Source organism: Candidatus Methylacidithermus pantelleriae (assembly GCF_905250085.1).
Lineage (GTDB): Bacteria > Verrucomicrobiota > Verrucomicrobiia > Methylacidiphilales > Methylacidiphilaceae > Methylacidithermus > Methylacidithermus pantelleriae.
Window position 1 is genome coordinate 93,708 of the sequence record NZ_CAJNOB010000012.1, and the last position, 19,649, is coordinate 113,356.

18 protein-coding genes and 1 pseudogene are annotated in these 19,649 nt (G+C 55.5%); 6 read left to right on the forward strand and 13 right to left on the reverse strand.

Annotation, left to right across the window (positions count from 1 at the left end; all coding sequences use genetic code 11):
* Positions 1–9: 9 nt before the first annotated feature.
* On the forward strand, positions 10–1,518 hold the full coding sequence (locus tag KK925_RS04495; RefSeq protein ID WP_174581946.1) for an efflux transporter outer membrane subunit: 1,509 nt from the start codon (positions 10–12) through the stop codon (positions 1,516–1,518).
* A gap of 36 nt (positions 1,519–1,554) precedes the next feature.
* Here the strand turns inward: KK925_RS04495 and KK925_RS04500 are convergent, their stop codons facing one another.
* From KK925_RS04500 to KK925_RS04510, 3 genes are read right to left on the reverse strand one after another with little or no spacing between them, the layout of a single operon-like run.
* A complete protein-coding gene (locus tag KK925_RS04500; RefSeq protein WP_174581947.1) occupies positions 1,555–1,908 on the reverse strand; it encodes a hypothetical protein in 354 nt (117 codons plus the stop codon).
* Positions 1,909–1,968: 60 nt separating this feature from the next.
* Positions 1,969–2,244, reverse strand: a complete 276-nt coding sequence (locus tag KK925_RS04505) for a hypothetical protein (protein ID WP_174581948.1) — start codon at positions 2,242–2,244, stop codon at positions 1,969–1,971.
* The gene (locus tag KK925_RS04510; RefSeq protein ID WP_174581949.1) at positions 2,223–2,489 is read right to left on the reverse strand and encodes a hypothetical protein; all 267 of its coding nucleotides are present in this window, start codon (positions 2,487–2,489) and stop codon (positions 2,223–2,225) included. The genes KK925_RS04505 and KK925_RS04510 overlap by 22 nt, the downstream gene beginning before the upstream one ends.
* Positions 2,490–2,839: 350 nt before the next feature.
* Here KK925_RS04510 and KK925_RS04515 point away from each other — a divergent pair, with 350 nt between their 5' ends.
* Complete coding sequence (locus KK925_RS04515) at positions 2,840–3,046, forward strand: hypothetical protein (protein ID WP_174581950.1); 207 nt, start codon at positions 2,840–2,842, stop codon at positions 3,044–3,046.
* 520 nt (positions 3,047–3,566) lie between these two features.
* Here KK925_RS04515 and KK925_RS04520 read toward each other — a convergent pair.
* Positions 3,567–3,911, reverse strand: a complete 345-nt coding sequence (locus KK925_RS04520) for a hypothetical protein (protein ID WP_214096296.1) — start codon at positions 3,909–3,911, stop codon at positions 3,567–3,569.
* A gap of 167 nt (positions 3,912–4,078) precedes the next feature.
* Between KK925_RS04520 and KK925_RS04525 the strand changes: the two genes are divergently transcribed.
* Positions 4,079–5,188 carry a M24 family metallopeptidase gene (locus KK925_RS04525; protein ID WP_174581951.1) on the forward strand — a complete coding sequence of 370 codons (1,110 nt, stop codon included), beginning with the start codon at positions 4,079–4,081 and terminating at the stop codon, positions 5,186–5,188.
* A 255-nt stretch (positions 5,189–5,443) separates the two neighbouring features.
* Positions 5,444–5,725, forward strand: coding sequence for an HU family DNA-binding protein (locus KK925_RS04530; protein WP_174581952.1), 282 nt, complete (start codon positions 5,444–5,446; stop codon positions 5,723–5,725).
* Between the two features lie 661 nt (positions 5,726–6,386).
* Here KK925_RS04530 and groL read toward each other — a convergent pair.
* The 6 genes from groL to KK925_RS04560 all read right to left on the reverse strand — a co-directional run bounded on the left by groL (position 6,387) and on the right by KK925_RS04560 (position 14,024).
* A complete protein-coding gene (gene groL, locus KK925_RS04535; protein ID WP_174581953.1) occupies positions 6,387–8,018 on the reverse strand; it encodes a chaperonin GroEL in 1,632 nt (543 codons plus the stop codon).
* A gap of 46 nt (positions 8,019–8,064) precedes the next feature.
* Positions 8,065–8,361: a co-chaperone GroES gene (gene groES, locus KK925_RS04540; RefSeq protein ID WP_174581954.1), complete on the reverse strand. Its 297-nt coding sequence runs from the start codon at positions 8,359–8,361 to the stop codon at positions 8,065–8,067.
* 114 nt (positions 8,362–8,475) lie between these two features.
* Complete coding sequence (gene dnaK / locus KK925_RS04545; RefSeq protein ID WP_174581955.1) at positions 8,476–10,422, reverse strand: molecular chaperone DnaK; 1,947 nt, start codon at positions 10,420–10,422, stop codon at positions 8,476–8,478.
* Positions 10,423–10,600: 178 nt separating this feature from the next.
* Positions 10,601–12,058, reverse strand: a complete 1,458-nt coding sequence (mpl, locus tag KK925_RS04550; RefSeq protein ID WP_236027853.1) for a UDP-N-acetylmuramate:L-alanyl-gamma-D-glutamyl-meso-diaminopimelate ligase — start codon at positions 12,056–12,058, stop codon at positions 10,601–10,603.
* A gap of 24 nt (positions 12,059–12,082) precedes the next feature.
* Positions 12,083–12,769 carry a hypothetical protein gene (locus KK925_RS04555; protein ID WP_174581956.1) on the reverse strand — a complete coding sequence of 229 codons (687 nt, stop codon included), beginning with the start codon at positions 12,767–12,769 and terminating at the stop codon, positions 12,083–12,085.
* A 574-nt stretch (positions 12,770–13,343) separates the two neighbouring features.
* A complete protein-coding gene (locus KK925_RS04560; protein ID WP_174581957.1) occupies positions 13,344–14,024 on the reverse strand; it encodes an acyl-homoserine-lactone synthase in 681 nt (226 codons plus the stop codon).
* A gap of 1,094 nt (positions 14,025–15,118) precedes the next feature.
* On the opposite strand from KK925_RS04560, the pseudogene KK925_RS11415 reads away from it, so the two are divergent.
* Positions 15,119–15,637, forward strand: a pseudogene (locus tag KK925_RS11415) (VOC family protein).
* Positions 15,638–15,724: 87 nt separating this feature from the next.
* Here the strand turns inward: KK925_RS11415 and KK925_RS04575 are convergent.
* The 3 genes from KK925_RS04575 to KK925_RS04585 form a co-directional block, all read right to left on the reverse strand.
* On the reverse strand, positions 15,725–16,039 hold the full coding sequence (locus KK925_RS04575) for a hypothetical protein (RefSeq protein ID WP_174581958.1): 315 nt from the start codon (positions 16,037–16,039) through the stop codon (positions 15,725–15,727).
* 278 nt (positions 16,040–16,317) lie between these two features.
* On the reverse strand, positions 16,318–16,716 hold the full coding sequence (locus KK925_RS04580; RefSeq protein ID WP_174581959.1) for a hypothetical protein: 399 nt from the start codon (positions 16,714–16,716) through the stop codon (positions 16,318–16,320).
* Positions 16,717–17,047: 331 nt separating this feature from the next.
* Positions 17,048–17,740 (reverse strand): helix-turn-helix transcriptional regulator, encoded by a 693-nt coding sequence (locus KK925_RS04585; protein ID WP_214096298.1) that lies wholly within the window; start codon positions 17,738–17,740, stop codon positions 17,048–17,050.
* 119 nt (positions 17,741–17,859) lie between these two features.
* On the opposite strand from KK925_RS04585, the gene serA reads away from it, so the two are divergent.
* Positions 17,860–19,455 (forward strand): phosphoglycerate dehydrogenase, encoded by a 1,596-nt coding sequence (gene serA, locus KK925_RS04590; protein ID WP_174581961.1) that lies wholly within the window; start codon positions 17,860–17,862, stop codon positions 19,453–19,455.
* The last annotated feature ends 194 nt before the right edge of the window (positions 19,456–19,649 follow it).

A 19,649-nucleotide genomic window follows, 5' to 3' on the forward strand; every position in this document is an offset into this window, starting at 1 on the left:
GATAAAAGCATGGGTGCTTTTATGTCTTTCTCCCAGAAAGAAAAAGCTAATCTATGGCTTTTGCTTTTTCTTCTGTCCCTTGGTTTTCCTGGGTGTGCCGTAGGTCCGGACTACCAGCGACCCGCAGCTCCCGTCCCGAAAAAGTGGAAATGGCAACCTGGTTCTCTTTCCTCAAAGAATGGCCCCGGTGCAAACCAAGGCAAATGGAAAGTCGCCACCCCGCAAGACGGGATTGCCAAAGGCACCTGGTGGCGCGTCTTTCGGGATCCTCAATTGGATGCTCTGGAAAGCGAGGCGACCCTACAGAACCAATCCCTGCTTGCGGCTGCCCACCGTGTGTTGGTGGCCAGGGCCCAGGCGCTTTCGGTTCTGAGCTCGCTCTTTCCCAACCTTGACTTGAATAGCTCCTTTGTGCGGGAAAGAGTTTCTCCAAACCAGCCCTTTTTTCCGAAAGGGAGATTCTCGCCCTATGCCAACGACTTTCGGGCAGCCCTTGACACTCTCTACGAGCTAGATGTTTGGGGACGCATCCGGCGAAGTTTTGAGGCAGCCCAGGCACTGGCCCAAGCAAGTCAGGCAGACTATGAGACGGTTCTCCTCACCCTGCACGCAGATGTCGCTAACAACTATTACACGCTGCGTGCCATTGATGCCCAGATCCTAGCACTTCAAGGAACTCTCGAAGCGGTTAAGCGAAACCTTGAGCTGGTGCGCGCTCGATTTCAAGGCGGATTGGCCAACGAGCTCGATCTGGCGCGCGCGCAAACGGAAAAGGAAACCGTGGAGTCCCAGCTCATCGGGCTCAAAGTCACGCGGGCACAATTGGAAAATGCCATTGCTCTGGACCTGGGACGCCCGGCTTCGTCCTTTCAACTCCCGTTCCATCCTCTCGAAATGGATAAGGATCCTCCGCCCGTGCCAGCCTACCTTCCTTCGGAACTCCTTGAGAGGCGACCTGACGTGGCAGGCGCCGAACGCCGAATGGCGGCTTCCAACGCCCAGATCGGGGTGGCCACTGCCGCCTTTTTCCCCACCATCCGCCTGACGGGTAGTGGAGGATTTGAAAGTGTACAACTTTCGAATCTTTTTTCCTGGTCCAGTCGAATGTGGGCGATCGGTCCTTCGCTTTACTTCCCGCTCTTTGAAGGGGGTCGGCTGGCCGCCAACCTGGAGGCCGCTCGAGCCGCGTACGAAGCAAGCGTGAACGATTACCGCCAGCAAGTCCTCCAGGCTTTCCGCGAAGTAGAGGACGCCCTTTCGAGTATTCGAATCCTCGGCCAGCAAATGGTCGTTCAACGGCGAGCCGTCGAAGCAGCCCGCAAGCAATACGACGTATCCCTCACGCGCTTCAAGGAAGGCCTGGTGGACTATTTTGAGGTCGACGATTCAGAGCGCACTTGGACAAGCGCGCAGTTGGTCGAAGCCCAAATCGCCGGGCAACGCTACGTTTCCACCGTGACATTGATTAAAGCACTTGGAGGAGGATGGCTCGAATCTACCCGTCCGAGCCAAGAATAAGCTCATTCAGCTGGCAAACCAAAAAGAGTTTTCCCCTCATGCAAGACCCAAACCCAGCCGGTCCATCTCAAAAGACAGGACGCAAAAAGAAAGCTTTCCTCTTCTCACACACCGAGTATAGGCAAAAGCGAGGGTAACCGCGCCACTCATTGACCGTTTCCCTAAAACCATCGACAACCATCCCCCTACCAGGGAAGATCGACCCGGATGCCGGCCGAACAGTGTTGCCGCACGATTGGCGTCCCGGGGTTTTACGGGCAACGCCCAGGTAGCGTCCCGTCCCGCGTTTTTGGGGGACAGAGGCGCGGGAGGCCGTTGCTCGCCCCCCACCCGCGCATGCGCTCCTTGCGCCGCTTTGCGTCTCCCCCGAACCCCCCATAGAAACGACATGCTTTATCCAATTGTTTGCGGGTAGGGCGAAGGTGACATGACCGCCATGGTGAGTAGGCACTACCGCCTCCCGCACCGATGGGCGTTCGGAGAGACTTTCATCCTCTCCGGGCAACAGCGCGAGGCCGCGCCCTGGGAAAAACTCGTCCCATGACGACGCGCGTCGTTAACCCCACCGATCACAGACGTGTAGGCCGGCTCGACTTCGATCACCTCGGCTCCGGCAAAAAAGCCGCCTTGAGTAATCCCGATTGCCTCCGGGTAGGCAAAGAAAATGAGCGGACCCGAGCGGAATCTACCGACTCCCGCTTGAGCTACCTCTCGCAAAGATGCCATCCTTCGACCACCACAAGCACATTGCCCCATTTCCGCACAAACCTGCGCAATCTTTTGCAGGCATCAGTAAAAACCGCTTTAGCCTCTTCCTCGCCCTTACCATAGAGATTCCATCGCATCCCACGAACGTCCACCCGATTGCCGAAGCGGTCCATTTGGGCCAAGGCGAGAGGATTCTCGTTCCTGTCGATGCCGAGCGCTCCGGCGAGGCGGTGTGTCGCCAGGGAAACGAGTCGGTGCCTCAAGAGTTGCCAGCACCTGCGACGCCTTTTCGGTCCCGCACGAAGCAAGGGGTCAAGCGCAGATCCCGCTCGCCTACGAACGAGTCCCCCTCTTAGTTAACACCTTCACCATCCGGCTGGGGGAGAGAGCCTGAAGGATCGCCTGCTGACCGTAGGCGAAGCGTACGCCCTTGAGAACCAAGCTATTGACTCAGGCTTCCCCATCCCTCTGGGAGGCGCAAGCGCAAGCCGATAGGCTCCCGTCCGTGGATACCGTGGCGCTGGGCAGAACTGGTTCCCGTCGATCTTGTCCTTCGACCCGAGCGCACACACAGGCTTAATGTGCTCTGCCTGCCACTTCCCTTCCCGTGTGCATGGTTGCCGTATCCCTTGTTTTTCCTTCGAAAACTCTTTACGAAAAGAATCCGCGGGAACCGAAAGAGAGACTCAGCCGCTCGGGACTCCTCATTAGCCAGGAACGCGTGACGCTTGGTCGGGACGATGGCCAGCCGCCGCTTTTTTCGGTGCAGGGCGTTCGATCCCGCCATCTTTTCGTCGAGCTTGCGGATCGCCTTTTGTGATCTCCGGATCCCCTCCTTAGCTTCGCCAATGAGCTAGGGCCTTTTTTCCCCGATCAAAGCGAGCTTTCCTTTAAGCTCGCACCCCCAAGCGCATGGGACGCTCGGCCGCTCAAGCCAAACCTCGGCACGAACGATCGCTTGGGCTTCTTTCCGGAAGATGCTAGCCCTCATCCCACAGAAAAAATTTCGCTTCCTCCCGCCCCGTAGTAAGAGCGCCGCATAGCTACTAAGACGCAAACCCTCCTTCGGTATGAGCGTCAAACCTCTGTCGTATGTGGAAATGGGGATATTGCTCATGAATGGGTTTGAGCGCCGTTCTGCGTGGATCTCTTTCGGTACCGCCTGGCACACAAGCAAACCATGAGCTCAAGGAGCTCGCGCGATATCGTCGGTCCTCTCATCTCCCGATCCACCACCAGGATTGATCGACTCTAGCCGGCCAATGCCGCTTGCTAGTACTTCGAAACCGAAGCCTATCAGCGGGCGGCGGAGCTCGACCGGGATGACACCGGACTCTGGATCACGGGACACCCCAAACGCGCCCTCTCCCATCGCTATTCATCCCGGAGTTGGCCTCCTTGACGGCCTGTATTGTCGGCAACGGTTGGCTTGAGAGCCAACTGGGAAAACCCAAGCCGATGGTCTGTCTCAATCCGCTTTTTTCATCGGCGCTTGCACACCCGCGCGTAGAGCGAGCCACTGCATCGGTTGGTACCGCCTCTGCATGCACGATTACCGCCGCGCGCTCGGCAACTATGCTGCGGGAAGAGGCAAACATCCCTCCTTCCACATCCGCTACGCCTTCTTGTAACCAACACCCTGCCGCTTGGCCCACGCACTCAACTTCGTTGGGATATTTTGCCACGAACAACCTCCTGTGTTGCTATATTTGAGCCTCTTGGCAACAACCCTTGCTCGCGATAGGCAAAAAAGCCTTCCTGGGTTTGGCTCCTTGCGCATCATGAGCTCTTGTGAAGAAGGGATACTCTTTAGAGAAAAAACTCGCAAAAAGACAGTCATTGTGAGGCAAAAATGAAGCTTGTGCGACTGCTCTACGCTGCCAGTGAAACCAACGCCGATATGCTTTATGCAACCCGAATCCTGGTACCGGACCCCTTCCTTTGGTGGGAAAAAAACGGCGAGACATTCGCCGCGTTTTCCCGGCTGGAAGTCGATCGTGCGCGTCGGCTTTGCAGCGTGCAGCATGTGCTCGCCACAGAAGAGATTCTCCCTTCGGAAAAGAAACGGCATAGTCCGGTAGCCTTGATTCTGGCTGTAAGTCGGAAATTTGGTTTTCGATCCATCCTGGTGCCACCCAGCTTTCCCGTAGCTCTCGCCGATGCTTTACGGAGAAAGGGTCTCAAAGTGCGGGTCGGGCCATCTCCGTTTTTTCCGGGTCGCGCCATTAAAACTGAGAAGGAAGTCGAGCATATCCTTCAGGCAGTCCGCATGGCGGAGGCGGGACTGAAACGTGCTTTGGAGATTTTGGAGCGGGCGACCATTGGAAAAGACAACCGGCTGCGCTGGCGAGGAGGGGTTCTTACCTCCGAGCGACTGAGAAGCGAGATCGAGGCCGTCATTGTGGAGCAGGGAGGAATGCCTTGGGGCACGATTGTAGCGGGTGGAAAACAGGCCTGTGATCCTCATGAACGCGGCAGCGGGCCTCTTCCAGCAGGGGAACCTATCGTCTTGGACATTTTTCCCCGCGATTCCTCTACGGGCTATTATGGGGACTTGACCCGAACCGTGGTCAAAGGAAGAGCACCGGGGCGAGTACGAAAGCTTTACCACACGGTGGCCGAGGGGAAGCGCCGGATCTTGAGGCAGTTGAAAGACGGAGTGGATGGAGCCAAGCTCCAGCGCGAGCTGGTGCAGTGGTTCCAAGAGCAAGGATACCCGACGGAAAAGCGAGAAGGTCGCTGGGTAGGATTTTTTCACGGACTAGGCCACGGGCTGGGACTGGAGATTCACGAGCCGCCCCGTTTTGGTTCCGACACCCTTCACGAAGGAAACGTGGTGACAGTTGAGCCCGGTCTTTACTATCCGGAGCTGGGCGGAGTACGACTGGAGGACGTGGTGTGGATCCGAAAAGAGGGGATTGAGAACCTGACCTCGGCACCCGAACGCCTTGAAATTCCCTAAAGCAAAAACGATTGGCTCCTGCTTTGCTCTCTTGACAGCACCGAGAATGTCCGAGAAAGTTATTGTTCCAATAAATTGGAGAAACGGCGGGGTGGAACGGCTCAAGCTTCTGCGTAATCAAAGGAACGAAAGCTTCTCAGCGGTTCCCATCCTCGGCGGGCACAAGTCCGGAAGAAGCGGCCTTCCGGCAATGTGCCGTCCAGTACCTCAAACATGACACCAGTCAAAACGGGTGGAAGAGGAGGCGAAAACATCATGAGTCTTAGTCGTGCAGGCTTAGTAGAACTCGTACAGAAGACCCTCGGGAAAGATACAACAAAGGTAGCAGCCGAACGAGCGGTCAACGCAGTCATTCAAGCCTTAAAAACGGGCATCAAAAAAAGCGGTCGTGTACAGCTCATTGGGTTTGGCACCTTTAAGGTCGTTACACGGAAAGCCCGGACCGGTGTGAATCCCAAAACCGGCGAAAAAATCAAAATCAAAGCTTCCAAGACCGTTCGATTTATCCCGGGTTCCGACCTTCGAAAGGGACTCTAAGTGGCGGAAGGTGCGACCGCGTCCTTGGAGTTTGTTGGAGCTTGTCAGATTAGCTAAGGGAAAAATTGACCCCCAAAGGGGGCAAGGCTTTTTCTTGCCCCCGGACGGACCGAGGGGACGGCGCGAAAGACCCTTGGAAAAGGGCAAAAAAGGGGATGTCTTGTCTGAGGCAGGCGCTGTTGGGCCCATCCTGTCCAAAAATGGGAAGGGCCTGCACCTACCGGAGGGAATCTTTGAAAGGATCGCCTTCCTTGGAAGAACACTTGGTCAGAAAAACGGGGCATTAGGCTTACGTCTGATCGCAAGGCTTTCGGTTTTCAGAGATCACGCCCGGGTGCGTGCGGGATCAAGAACACCCCGAAGGTAGGGAGCTTTTGCCGGCATACATACGGCGCGAGGGTTTCAGGCAGTGGAAACCTTTTGGGGAACGGATGGTCAGCTAAAACGGCATCCTTTTTTCTCCAAAAGGGAAGGACTTGCTGGTACATCCTCTTGACGGGGTCTGGTCCCGAGAAGCTCCTCCATTCGACGGCGAGCAAGAAAAAACCGGGCAAGTTTTTGGCTTGCCCGGTCCAACCCCTACCGCTGGTCTAGCGGCTAACGGTCCTTCCCGCCCGTCTCTTTTTCGGCGAGGTGGGAAGACTTTGGGAGGGTATCGCTTTTAGTACTCCATGTCACCCATGCCGCCACCTGGACCACCGGTCTGCTTCTTTTCCTTTTCCGGGATTTCCGAAACCATAGCTTCCGTAGTCAATAGTAGCCCCGCGATGGAAGCAGCGTTCTGCAAGGCGGTCCGTGTGACTTTGGTCGGGTCCACGATGCCGGCTTTGATCATATCCACAAACTGTCCTTTCGCGACATCGTACCCTTCCGATCCTTGACGAGCCCGGACCTGGTTGACGATCACACTCCCTTCGCCTCCCGCATTCTCGACCAGGATGCGGAGGGGGAATTCAAGAGCCTTGGCAACAATCTGGGCTCCGACCTTTTGATCGCCCGTAAGATCGAGCCGCTCTACTACCGACTGGCACCGCAGAAGAGCCACTCCACCGCCGGGCACGATCCCCTCCTCGACCGCCGCCCGCGTCGCATGGAGAGCATCCTCAACCCGAGCCTTTTTCTCCTTGAGCTCCGTTTCCGTGGCGGCTCCCACATGGATCACGGCAACCCCACCCGCAAGCTTTGCCAACCTTTCCTGGAGCTTCTCTCGATCGTAGTCGGAAGTTGTCTCTTCGATCTGCTTGCGAATCTGATTGATCCGGCCTTGGATCGCACTGGGTTTACCGTATCCTTCGATGATTGTCGTGGTGTCCTTATCCACTCGGACACGCTTCGCGCGGCCCAGGTCTTCGAGCTGCACGTTTTCTAGTTTAATCCCAAGATCCTCGGTCAGGCATTTCCCTCCCGTCAGCACGGCAATATCTTCGAGCATCGCTTTGCGCCGCTCGCCAAAACCAGGGGCCTTGACCGCGCACACCTGAAGCGTGCCGCGCAGCTTATTGACCACCAGCGTGGCCAACGCTTCCCCTTCTACGTCCTCAGCAATGACAAGGAGAGGTTTGCCCGCCTTGGCGATCTTTTCTAGCAAGGGGAGGATATCCTTGAGGCTAGAGATCTTCTTTTCGTGAACCAAGATGTAGCAATCGTCTAAGACTGCCTCAAGTTCCTCCGGGTTGGTGACAAAGTAGGGGGAGATATACCCCTTATCAAACTGCATCCCCTCGACTACTTCGAGGGTTGTTTCAATGGTTTTGGCTTCTTCGACCGTGACGGTCCCGTCCTTCCCTACCTTATCCAGAGCATCCGCGATAATCTCCCCGATGAAGGTGTCCCAGTTGGCCGAGACCGTAGCCACTTGTTTGATTTCATCCTTGGTTTCCACCTTCCGGGAAATCCGGCCGAGCTCTTCCACGACAGCCTGAACAGCCCGATCAATCCCTCGTTTAAGCTCCATGGGATTGGCTCCCGCTGTCACGTTTTTGAGCCCTTCCCGGTAAATCGCCTCGGCAAGCACCGTAGCGGTGGTCGTCCCATCCCCCGCAACGTCACTCGTTTTCGAGGCAACCTCGCGGACGAGTTGCGCGCCTATATTTTCCCATGGATCCTCAAGCTCGATCTCCTTGGCAACCGTCACCCCGTCCTTGGTGATGGTCGGGCTGCCAAACTTTTTGTCCAAGATGACGTTTCGGCCGCACGGACCCAACGTGCAACTGACCGCCTTGCTTAGCTTCTCCACGCCTCGCAAAATGGCGTGACGAGCCGCTTCGTCGAAGATCAATTGTTTTGCAGGCATATGTCTCCCTCCTTTGTTGCTAATCGACGTTGGTTACCCTTTACCCTCATTCCAGAACCGCAAGGATATCGTCCTCACGGAGAATCTGGTAAGCCTCCCCGTCGATTTTAACCTCAGTGCCTCCGTACTTGCTGATTAGGACCCGATCTCCCTTCTTGACCTCAATGGGAATCCGCTTCCCCGAGTCATCCAACCGGCCGGGTCCAACCGCAATGACTTCGGCCTCTTGAGGTCGCTCCTTGGCGGTATCGGGAATGATAATCCCACCTTTTCGAACCTCCTGCTCCTCGATGAGTTTCACCAGAACCCGATCTCCCAACGGGCGGATCTTCGGTTCTGCCATAGGATTTCCTCCTTTCCGTAGCTTGTCGTTCTACCGATGGTTTGATGGCCGCCACCCCCAGCAGGGGGGCGGGATCCAACATTTTGACCCAAGCTTTTCCGTTTCAGTTTTCCCCTATCCTTTGCCTTTGTCCTTGTCTTTGTCCACCATCTCAAAATCGGCATCGATCACGTCCCCTTTCGAGACACCAGAAGTGGAACCCGAACTCCCTGCTGACGCACCCCCACCCGGCGAACCTGCTCGCGAGGCTGCAGCTCGATACATCTCCGCCGAAACCGCCTGGACTTTCTGGTTCAATTCTTCCATCAGCCGCCGCAAGGTAGCGACGTCGTTGCCCTGCTGGATCTCCTGCCGTACCCGGGCAATGGCATTCTCAATGTCTAGCTTCCGGCTAGAATCCACCTTGTCCCCATGCTCACGTAAAAGCTTTTCGGCTGCATATGCCGCATTGTCTGCCATATTTTTCGTTTCAGCTAGCTCCTTGGCTCGTCGGTCTTGCTCGGCATATGCCTCAGCCTCTCGAGTCATGCGTTCGATCTCCTCTCGGGATAACCCAGTGGAGCCCGTAATGGTAATCTTTTGTTCCTTTCCAGTGGCCAAATCCCGTGCTGAAACGTGTAGAATCCCGTTGGCGTCAATATCAAAGGTCACCTCAATTTGAGGCACACCCCTCGGCGCTGGAGGAATCCCATCCAAATGGAACACCCCCAATAATTTGTTATCCCTCGCCATCGGGCGCTCGCCCTGCACCACGCGGATCTCCACACTGGTCTGGTTATCGGAGTAGGTTGTAAAGATCTGGCTTTTCCGTGTGGGAATCGTGGTATTCCGGGGGATCATGGGTGTGGCAATTCCTCCGGCCGTCTCGATAGCCAACGTGAGGGGAGTGACATCCAGCAAAAGAACGTCCCGAACCTCCCCTTTTAACACACCCGCTTGGATCGCCGCACCCACGGCTACCACCTCATCCGGGTTCACACCCTTGTGAGGCTCCTTCCCAATGAGCCTTCGGGCCACCTCCTGGATTTTGGGCATTCGGGTCATGCCCCCGACCAAAACCAATTCGTTGATGTCTTCTGGGCGCAGTTTCGCGTCGGCCAGGCAGTCCATCACCGGTTTAATCGTTCGTTCCGCTAAGTGCTCGGTTAGCTGTTCCAGTTTCGCCCGGGTGAGCTTCTTCTGAATATGTTTCGGCCCGGTTTGATCTGCGGTAATGAAAGGAAGGTTAATTTCATACTCGAGCACGGAAGAAAGGGCAATTTTCGCCTTTTCAGCCTCCTCCTTCAGACGTTGCATCGCATCCGGTTGGCGACGCAGATCGATCCCCGTTTCTGCAAGAAACTCCTGGATGATCCAATCCATGATCGCAGCGTCCCAGTCATCACCCCCCAGGTGGGTATCCCCATTGGTCGCCTTTACCTCAAACACCCCCTCACCGATCTCCAGAATGGAAATATCGAAGGTTCCACCCCCCAGGTCGAAAACGGCAATTCTTTCGTCCCTTTTCTTGTCTAGCCCGTAGGCGAGCGCGGCCGCAGTTGGCTCGTTAATAATCCGCAAAACTTCCAGCCCAGCGATTGCACCTGCGTCCTTAGTTGCCTGGCGTTGGCTATCATTAAAGTAGGCCGGTACGGTAATGACCGCTTGAGTGATCGTTTCACCTAGCTTGGCTTCCGCATCCGCTTTGAGTTTCATTAAGATGAACGCAGAAATCTCCTGCGGGGTGTAGACTTTCCTTTGGCCCCCTACCTCTACCTCTACGGCACATTCCCCGTTGCGTCCTTCAATCACCTTGTAAGGAACGCGCTTAATCTCCTCTTGCACCTCCGAATAGCGCCGGCCGATAAAGCGTTTGATCGAATAGATCGTGTTTTTGGGGTTTACGATGGCTTGCCGTTTCGCAGCATGGCCCACCAGTCGTTCTCCTGTCTTGGTAAAGGCCACCATCGAGGGTGTCGTGCGGTAGCCCTCGGCATTTTCGAGTACCACAGGCTGCCCACCCTCCATGACCGCCATGCAGGAGTTGGTGGTTCCAAGATCGATTCCTAGAATATGTGCCATAGCACTTTCCTCCTTGTGCACATTCCGTTCCAGCCGCCCAGGCCGTTTTTTTTCCCTTTGAATACCAATAACTTTCCCGTTGCCACCCGAGCCTCGTCCCGTGCCATCGGGTAGCCGGAATGGGTCAAAGCTACCCACGGGTGAGTCATCCTGACACGGAAGGGGTTTCGAGCAGAAATCACTGGGATCCTAGCCGTTCCTTTAGCCGTTCATGGACCCCATCAAACGCGCCATTGGAAAAGGTCACAACCACATCCCCGGGCGCTAGCAGGGGTAAGAGCTCCCCTACGATACCCGAAACGTCGGGTTGATGAAATGCCGTTTTCCCTCTGTTTCGAAGCTCGCTGACCAACTGTTGGGGATCCAGCCGCTCCTCTTGGGAAAGTTCTGCGGCCCGGTGGACGGCTGCGATCGCCACACCATCAGCTTCGGAAAGAGCTTCGGCCAGCTCTTTTTGAAAAATCTTCCTGCGGGTTGTATTGCTTCGTGGCTCAAAAAGTGCCCAAAGTCTTCTTCCGGGAAAGCGCTTTCGCAACGAAGCTAATGTTTGGCAGATCGCCGTAGGATGATGGCCAAAGTCATCGATCAACGTGATTCCGGCCACTTGAGCGACGACTTCCTGGCGCCGGCGAACCCCACGAAAACTTTTCACAGCTTCCTGGCAGGTCTCCCAAGAGATTCCGTAACACCTGGCTGCGGCTACGGCCATCGCCGCGTTTCGAATGTTATGTTCCCCCCAAAGACCCATCCGAAAGACCGTCTTTCCCAGACAAAAGGAGCTTCCCCCGGGATCCATTTGCGGATCTTCAATCCGAACATCGGCTCCTTGAGAAAAACCGACCCGTACGACAGGAGCCGGAGAGTGAGAAGCTAAAGCTCTAACTCGAGGATCATCCCAGTTCATCACGAGCCACCCACTCCGAGGCAAAAGCCGAAGGAGTCGCCGGAAGGATTCTTCGATCGCTGAGAGATCAGGAAAAATATCGGCGTGATCAAATTCGATATTATTGATCAGAACCGTTTCCGGTAGATAGTTGAGAAATTTGCTCCGCTTATCAAAAAAAGCCGTGTCATATTCGTCGCCTTCCAGGATCCAGAAAGGGCTCTGCTCTAGGCGACATCCATACCCAAAGTTAGCGGGAATCCCACCGATGAGAAACGATGGCTTCATCCCGGCCTGCTCAAAAATCCAAGCCAAAAGAGAAGAAGTGGTCGTTTTCCCATGCGTTCCGGTGACCACAAGATTGCGCTTTCCCACAAGAAAGAAAAACCGCAACACCTCCGGTAGCGAGATATAGGGGCGCTTGGTGTGGAGTACCTCCTCTAACTCTGGGTTACCCCGTTTGATCACGTTACCTACCACAATCCATGCATTCGGATCGGAAGGGAGATTTTCGGCCCTATACCCTCGAAATACACAGACCCCGTGGCTCTCAAGAAAAGTGGAGATCGGTGGATAGGGGTTCTCATCCGACCCGGTCACCCGGAAGCCCCGCTCGTGGAGCATGGCGGCGACCGAACCCATCGCCGTACCGCAAATCCCAAGAAAATGAAACCATCGAGCTGTCTCCAGGGAGGGAAAGAGGGAACACCCGGAACTTAGCCGGTCGTTGGCGTTTTGTTGGAAACTTTCCACCGTGGGTGCCTTCGCCTTCAGGGGTTACCGCCCATTACACTCTCGCAAAAATCTCTCAAGCTCGGCGGGACTTACTTCGGGTAAAAGCAGTGGCTTTTCCCACTGTTCCAGCACCCGTTCTACCCCACAGGGAACAATCTGAACCCACCACCGGAGAAAACTTGTCATGATGGGATTGACACTATAGAAACCCACAAAAACTTCCTTCCCGTCGCTGCAACTACCGGTCAGAGCGCGCCGGCAAAAAACTGTTGCGTGGCGTTTCGGTCCTTCCAAAAGCACCAGCCGATACCGAGAAAGCTTGCGAGGATCACACGTGAGAAATTCAATTCCCGGACAATCCTCGGGAACATCGCCTGAGCCAAATACCCTTACGGTACCCAGTCGCTGGGCTAGCTGTACGTAGCGTTCTCGATAGGGAAAAAAGTCGTCAAAGGAACCGCACAGAAAATAAAACCTCCCCCGGGGACTATCCGCAGCGAGGTCTTCCACCGCGCGTTCCATTGCCTGGAGTACCTCTCGGGAAAAAAGGTAGGCCGCTTCAGCGCGAGGTACCTCAGCGAACCCTCCCAAAATTCCTTCCCCGCATCGTTTTCGAATCCTTAAACGCACCGGTGGGAAGCCGAGACGACCGATCTGGGTAAGATAACAGCGGAGTCGCTCGAGGAAAAGCTCCGCGACCCGCTGCTCATGGGACGGCAACGGAAACATGGAGCCTCCTTTGAGTACAAGAATTTTCCGCCAAAGTCGTAGTAACTAAATCCTTGCTTGTGCAGCTGAGCAAATGATTTTTGCTCCCTTGCGCCACAAGAAATTCCTGCGGCCCTACTTTCTCGGGCAGAAGATGCCACCTGAAAATAAGAGGCGGTGTAGAAAAAAACGCTTCTCACAAGCGGTTTCCCGATGGGGGATTCACTCTCGTTGAACCCAAGGAACGCTCGGGTTGACCCTTACAGGACCATCCCAACAAAATCCCTGGAACGACCAAGGGACGGCTGCCACTCACCCAACCATCGAATCTAGCCACAAACTCGACGCCCGGGATGGGACTCCTCCCCTTGTCACAATCAGGGGCAAGTACAACCCACAACGAAATCGCTTAGGATCACTCGCCTTCAGGCTACGATACCTGGGCAGTCGGAACTTTTGTTTTTTTCGGTATCCTCTTAACCTTGGTGGTCACGGGCTAAAAGCCCGTGAAGAAAATACCCCCCACCTTCTTAGGGTCCTTCCATGCACCCTCCAGTCGCACACAAAAAAGCAAAACAACGCTTCAACTCGCAAGTCAGGCTGCCGCACTTGCTGACCACCGCAGGCTTTTACCAGCCGGTTGGGTTGCATGGGTCATCCACTCCAAAAAGCCCGGATTGTTTTTTGCCATCCTTCGACGGAACTCCTCGCAGTCAATCCGTGCGGCCATCGATTCGGTCAAAGCAGGAGGGATCCTTTTTGGCTCACCCAAGGGTTGGCATGGAAAACCGCATGCGCGCAACGCTCGAAAAAAGGTGGGTTCCACCTCAAGCAAAAGATAACGAATATCATTTGCTAGCGCCCACTGATAGACAGCCTTGTAGAGGCACAAGGCGATTTTTCGGCGTGATTGTCCCTCCACGCGGGCGTCGGGATGCACGGCCAGGCGCGTGATCTCGGCGGTATCCTTTCCTTTGCACAACTCCCAGCCCGAACCCACAAGGCAGGCAAATTCCTTTTCGATCATAAACGGTGCCTCCGGAGGAAGCATCCGAACATAGCCAACCAGGTTTTCGGTCGGGTCAAAGATCCCCAAGGGAAAACCCAACGCATCGTAGCAATCGCGCTCCAGCCCCTCCGGAGAGGGCGGCACCCACCGGAGCTCCTCGCAAAACACCCGATGACGGAGCCGGTACCCAGCCTCGATCTCCCACGCTTGGCTAAGACTTCGAGCCTCAAGAGCTCCCTCAACAAAAGATATGGATTGGTAAGTCATGACGCACGATACCGAGCGCTCGTGCGTCCTTCTGGGAGGCCCCTCAAAAACTATCCCAAGGGATAGGCAAAAACCCACCTTTTGGATAGGTCTACGGAAGCTATGCCTTTGGCGGGCTTATAGCCGGTAACGGGCGGTCAGGCTCCGGGGCCGTCGTTGGCTCCCATAGGCTCAATTAGCCGATGACCGCTCGAAAAATTGAACAGAAAAAGGGCCTTTGGCAGCACGACTGGCAAAGCGGACAGCAGAGAAAACGCATCGCCCCCAAATCCCTGCCACGACGTGTGGGAATTGGTACCTGGTTTCGGGCCGGATGCAGCCAAAAATACCTTTAGCACGTGATTGATTCGCCTAATAGCCTCTCGCCCATGGCCCCAGAAACGTCCACGATGTAGTGGACATTCTTCCGAAGAGACCCGAGAAGGAATCAAGGACGGTAAGAAAACCATCGAGCAATTGAGCCGGCAGCAACCTACAGCAGCATGCCAGCGGAAGCTTGCCACTGCCGGTTCAAGGAGAGTGCCATTATGTTGATGGAATGGGTTTGCATCCTCGGTTTGCCGTATGGGCGCCTGTGCGGCATTTATGCGCCAGTCCGGCACCAAGATGAGAAGAAAGGCCGAGGGAATGGACCGAGCGGGTGTGTGCCACAGGGCGGCAAGAAGCCGAGCAGAAGTAGACCCATCATGAAAAAGCGGGTGAAAGACTACCGGAGGTGGCAACGTCTGATGAGACCTTGGGGGATGGAGGTATCAAACAAGCGGCTCTCGCACCGGGTGCTTGCGGACCCAGGTGACGGCGATTGGGCTACGAATGGGCTCGGACCTCCGGACCAACTATCGAATTCGCACTCGCTCCAAAAAGAAGATGAATCGGTGAGGTAAGGAAACGAAAGGGGTGCATCGCCGGAAAAAATGGAATCGGAATAGGCCTTGACGGGAAAAGAATGGCTTGGGTGCGTTTGGCCCGAAGTTTGTCCTTAAGACGCCCTGGAGGAGCGTTCCCGTTATCGCCAGGCCTGCCGGTGAATCACTCGGCGCGCTGCCTCTGCTTTCGGGACAGGAGCAAAAGCTGGATAGAGCGGGCAAAAAGAAATGCAAAGGGGAAGCAATGTAACAACGCCGCCAAAGAATAGGATGTGCCTTTGGTATGATCGTGGCGCCGAAGATGCGGCGGTTTTATGCCGACGCCTTTCCAGACTCGTCTGTCGGCGTTTTCCTCCGTGCTCCGGGAGAGTTTCCTTCGGGGAAAGCAGGGGCCATGTTCACCGTGGAGTTCACTGTCATGGGTGTCCCGTGCCTAGGGCTCAATGGCGGACCTGAGCTTACCCACAGCGAAAGTTTTTGGTTTTACGCGGCGCCAACTGACCAGGCCGAAACCGATCGCTATTTTGCCATGCGAACGTCGGCAATGGCAGCCAACAAAGCGTATACGCCTGGTTCAAGGACAAGAGGGGAGTGGCCTAGCAAATAACACTGATAGCCCTCATGGAGGAGGCACTCACCGACCCCGATCCGGCCGCTGCCATGGGCGTGTTCAATCCAAGGATGCGGATTAGAAAGATCGATATCGCTGCAATCGAGGCAATACGTCACGGTTTGAAATTCGCGTAGCTTGCCAAAGCGTGGGATTCGGCGTCTTGTTTTTGAGGGAGTTATCATCATCTCGCTCAAAATCCCTTTGCCGATCTTAACCCCCTCCTACTTTGTTCTTGCTACTCCAAAGAATGCCTCTAAAATTCCCGTTCGCGATACCTCTTCCCGTACCCCTAAGCCCCCATCATCGAACGCCTCGTCCCAACCTGTAAGCCCTCCAGGGGGACAAGCTTCTGCCCTTTTTACACTTCCGCGAACAAGCTTTTGCGTTTCAACCGGGAGCCGGCCCCATTGGCCCAATTCCTTCTCTTCGCCTTTTTTCGCCACCCGGTCCGACGGCCGAACCCCCACCTGCCGGTACACCTTTCCGTTGCGATAGCTACAAGGCTCGTGCACATACATGCCCACAACCTGCGGCACATGGCACTCTCCTGCCTAAATGCATGGATTCCCAACCGATTTCCATATCGGCCCTACACACTTTTCCATAAATCCTTGACTTGCACCTACAAAGGGCAAAAACTTGAGTAAGTTAACGTAGCTAACGCAAGACCCTTGGGCTTATGGAAGATTGACCTTCCAACTCTTGGGCGTTGGCGTGTTTTTTGTGGGACCCACACATATTTCCATGTTGCTGTGGGGCCAAAAGCTGGCCTCCATGGTTTGCCGCTAGACACTTTGGATCGTACCCAGAGCGATTACATCTTGTATCCAAGGCCGCCGTCATACTGATGAGCCCACACCTTGCCTGCAAGCATCCCAGCCGGTTGTCGCTGCGACCGATCAAAATGCAGAAGGGCTATTGTCGGAAACCCTGGTGCCCAACAAGCTACCCGACCACTGCTCCTCTTTCCACCGGCTCCTTGAGCGATGGGCAAACCTCTTGAGGTGGCCACACTTCTGTCCTTACCGCCTACCAGAGGGAGCCGAGGCCAGTCACGCAGCGCGATATGGGCGCGAAAGTCACCCAAACACCGACCGCATCCAATAGCACAGACAACCGCCTGGTCGTCGCCACGGACATGGTTGAGCCGATGGTGTGGCCGGATGGACACCGCGATGTCTTCCAAGCACGCAGACAGAATTGAGATTCCCATTCTCTATTGCATGGAGCTTTTGCCGCTCTTCTTGCCCCTGCTCCACCGCGTCCCGGCGGATTACCTCGACATCTGCCGGATATTGGTTTTCAAGGTGCCAGACTCAACTGCTCGGCCATACGAAAAACGAGGCGTTTTGGGGCGACGCGGCACGCCCGAGACAGCCCCCGGGTGAAAAACCATGGGACAGGCACTCATCTTAAACTGGTTTGGGTAGGGGGATCGGGTCTTTTCCCGGGAGTCGAGTTCTCCTGGCTCCCATCGTGCCTCTGGCTTTTTTCCTGGCTTTGACGGGCTTCTGGCAGGAGTCTCCCACTGCCGCGGAAGGAATTCACCCATTTTCCTGGGGCGTTTCCGAAACCATGGAAGGAGGTGGCATCGGAACAAAAACCAAAAAGGAACACCGGTAAAGACCATTGGGACGAGCCTCTTCCCGGATGACGGGAACCCCCAGCACCTGCTCATAGAGTCGCTTTTCCAGTTCCCGGACTACCGGGTAAAGATCCAAAATGGGAAGGATTGGCGAATGATACTCTACGACGACCCAGGAATCCCCCTCTTTCTCTGGGCGCCGGACTTCGGGCATATATCCTTGAACTTCTCGCATTGCCACCCATTGTCGGATCCTCTCTTCCAAAGCTACCTCGCCGATCTCCCGGGCTGCTCGTTCCCCCTCTCGCTGATAGATGCGGTAAAGGATCTTTAACGGTGTCGCGGGCCCGTACAAATCGGCAATGGTTTGTAAGATAGCGCAAGTAAGCTGCGTGTACTCATTGGGGAAAAACTCGTTGGCCCGAGGCGTCAATCGATAGGCTTTCTCCGGGCGACCGACCAACTTGGGCCTTCGACACGTGGCCAAAAAGCCTTCTCTTTCCAAGGCCACACAATGTTGCTTAATCCCCATATAGGAAAGTTTTACCCGCTTGCAAAGCTCCCCGACCGAAAGCCCATCGCTGCGTTTAATCTCAGAAAGGATTTGTAACTTGTGCCCTTTGAGAGCCTTGCGAGAGAATGAGTCGCTCATCATGGAACGGCTTGCCCCTTCTTGATTTTACACTCTGAACATAAAATCTTTTTTTTGACCTACAAGCCATGTTTGACCGCTCATTGACATTCCCGTCGAGCCTCCGATAAGGTGCGGTTATGGAGAAAATCTTCCGTGTACTGGTGGCCGATGCCATTTCCGAGAAGGGTTTGGAGAGATTGCGGGCGGCCGGTTCGTTTGACCTTGAAATTCGCCTGGGGCTTTCCGAAGAAGAACTGGAGGCAATCGTCGGTAATTTTGACGCCCTTCTTATCCGGAGCCAAACCAAAGTGACCCGGCGCGTGCTGGAGTCAAGCGGGCGGCTCCGCGTGATCGGCCGGGCCGGAGTGGGTACCGATAACGTTGACGTAGAGGCTGCCACCGAAAAGGGGATTGTCGTGATGAACACTCCCGGTGGCAATACGATTGCCACCGCCGAACACGCCTTTTGTCTTATCCTTGCGCTCGCTCGTAATGTGGCTCGAGCTGACGCTTGGATTCGACAAGGACGATGGGACCGCAAGGCGCTTGAAGGGGTGGAGCTTTGCAATAAGACGCTAGGGATTATCGGGCTAGGACGTATCGGAAGCGAAGTGGCTCGGAGGGCTGCCAGTTTTGGCATGAGAGTTCTCGGCTATGATCCTTACCTTTCCCTGTCCCGAGCTCGAAGCATGGATGTAGAACTTTGCCACAACCTCGCCGAGCTTCTCGCCGAGGCAGATTTCATTACACTCCACACTCCGTTAACCGAGGAAACGACCGGGATCATCAACCGAAAGACGCTCCAGCTCTGCAAACAAGGGGTGCGGATCGTCAACTGCGCCCGGGGGGGCCTCATCGTGGAAAAGGATTTGATCGAAGCGTTGCAGGAGGGCCGGGTTGCCGGTGCCGCCTTGGACGTATTTGAAACCGAACCTCTTCCGCCGGACTCTCCCTTGTGCCAGCTTCCCCAAGTTCTATTGACCCCGCACCTGGGAGCATCAACACGCGAGGCACAAGAAAGTGTGGGGATAGAGATCGCAGAGGCGGTGAGTGACTATTTACTGCACGGTACTATACGCAACGCGGTCAATCTTCCCAGCATGGATCGAAAGATTGCCACTCTTCTTCAGCCGTATCTACGGCTTGCTGAAAGACTGGGTAGTTTTATGAACCGCTGGGCGGCCCCACGGCTCGAGGAACTTCGCATCACCTATAGCGGGCGCATCAACCAGTATGACACAACGCCCATTAGCCGAACCCTCCTCAAGGCAGTTCTGAGAAAGGCCGGAGGAAAAGAAGTCAACGAAGTCAACGCCCCCTACTTAGCTCGAGCCCTCGGAATTTCCGTGACCGAAAGCAAACGGAGCGAGGTGGAAGAGTTTGCCGATCTCGTGAGCGTGGAAGCCTACGCTAATAGCAAGCGGTGGCAAGCTGCAGCGACCCTTTACGGGAGCCGCCCGCGGCTTGTTCAGTTAAACGACAATGCTCTGGAAGCCCCCTTGGAGGGAATTTTGCTTGTCCTGGAGAATCGAGATCGGCCTGGCATTGTGGGCCGGATAGGAACGCTTTTGGGAGAGCACAAGGTCAATATCGCAGCCATGTCCCTGGCCCGGCCCGAGCCTGGAGGCGACGCTGTAAGCGTGCTTAACCTCGACCATGAGCCTCCGGTGGAGGTCTTGCGTACCATTGCCGAGGTACCCGACGTCCGCGCGGTTACGCTCATCCACCTGTAATGCCAAGGGATCAAGGAGGGGATAGCCTCCCCCCTATGGACTCAAGACTCCACGTAAAAGAGGATACGAGAACGCAGAAGCCTCTTTTTGGCTTTCCGCACCCCTTCCAGGCGTAAGCGTGCCTAAGAAACCGGCGAAAGAAGCTCTCTTAGGGCCGGCCTTTTTCCCCCAGGGTAAACCGGGTAGGCACCCCC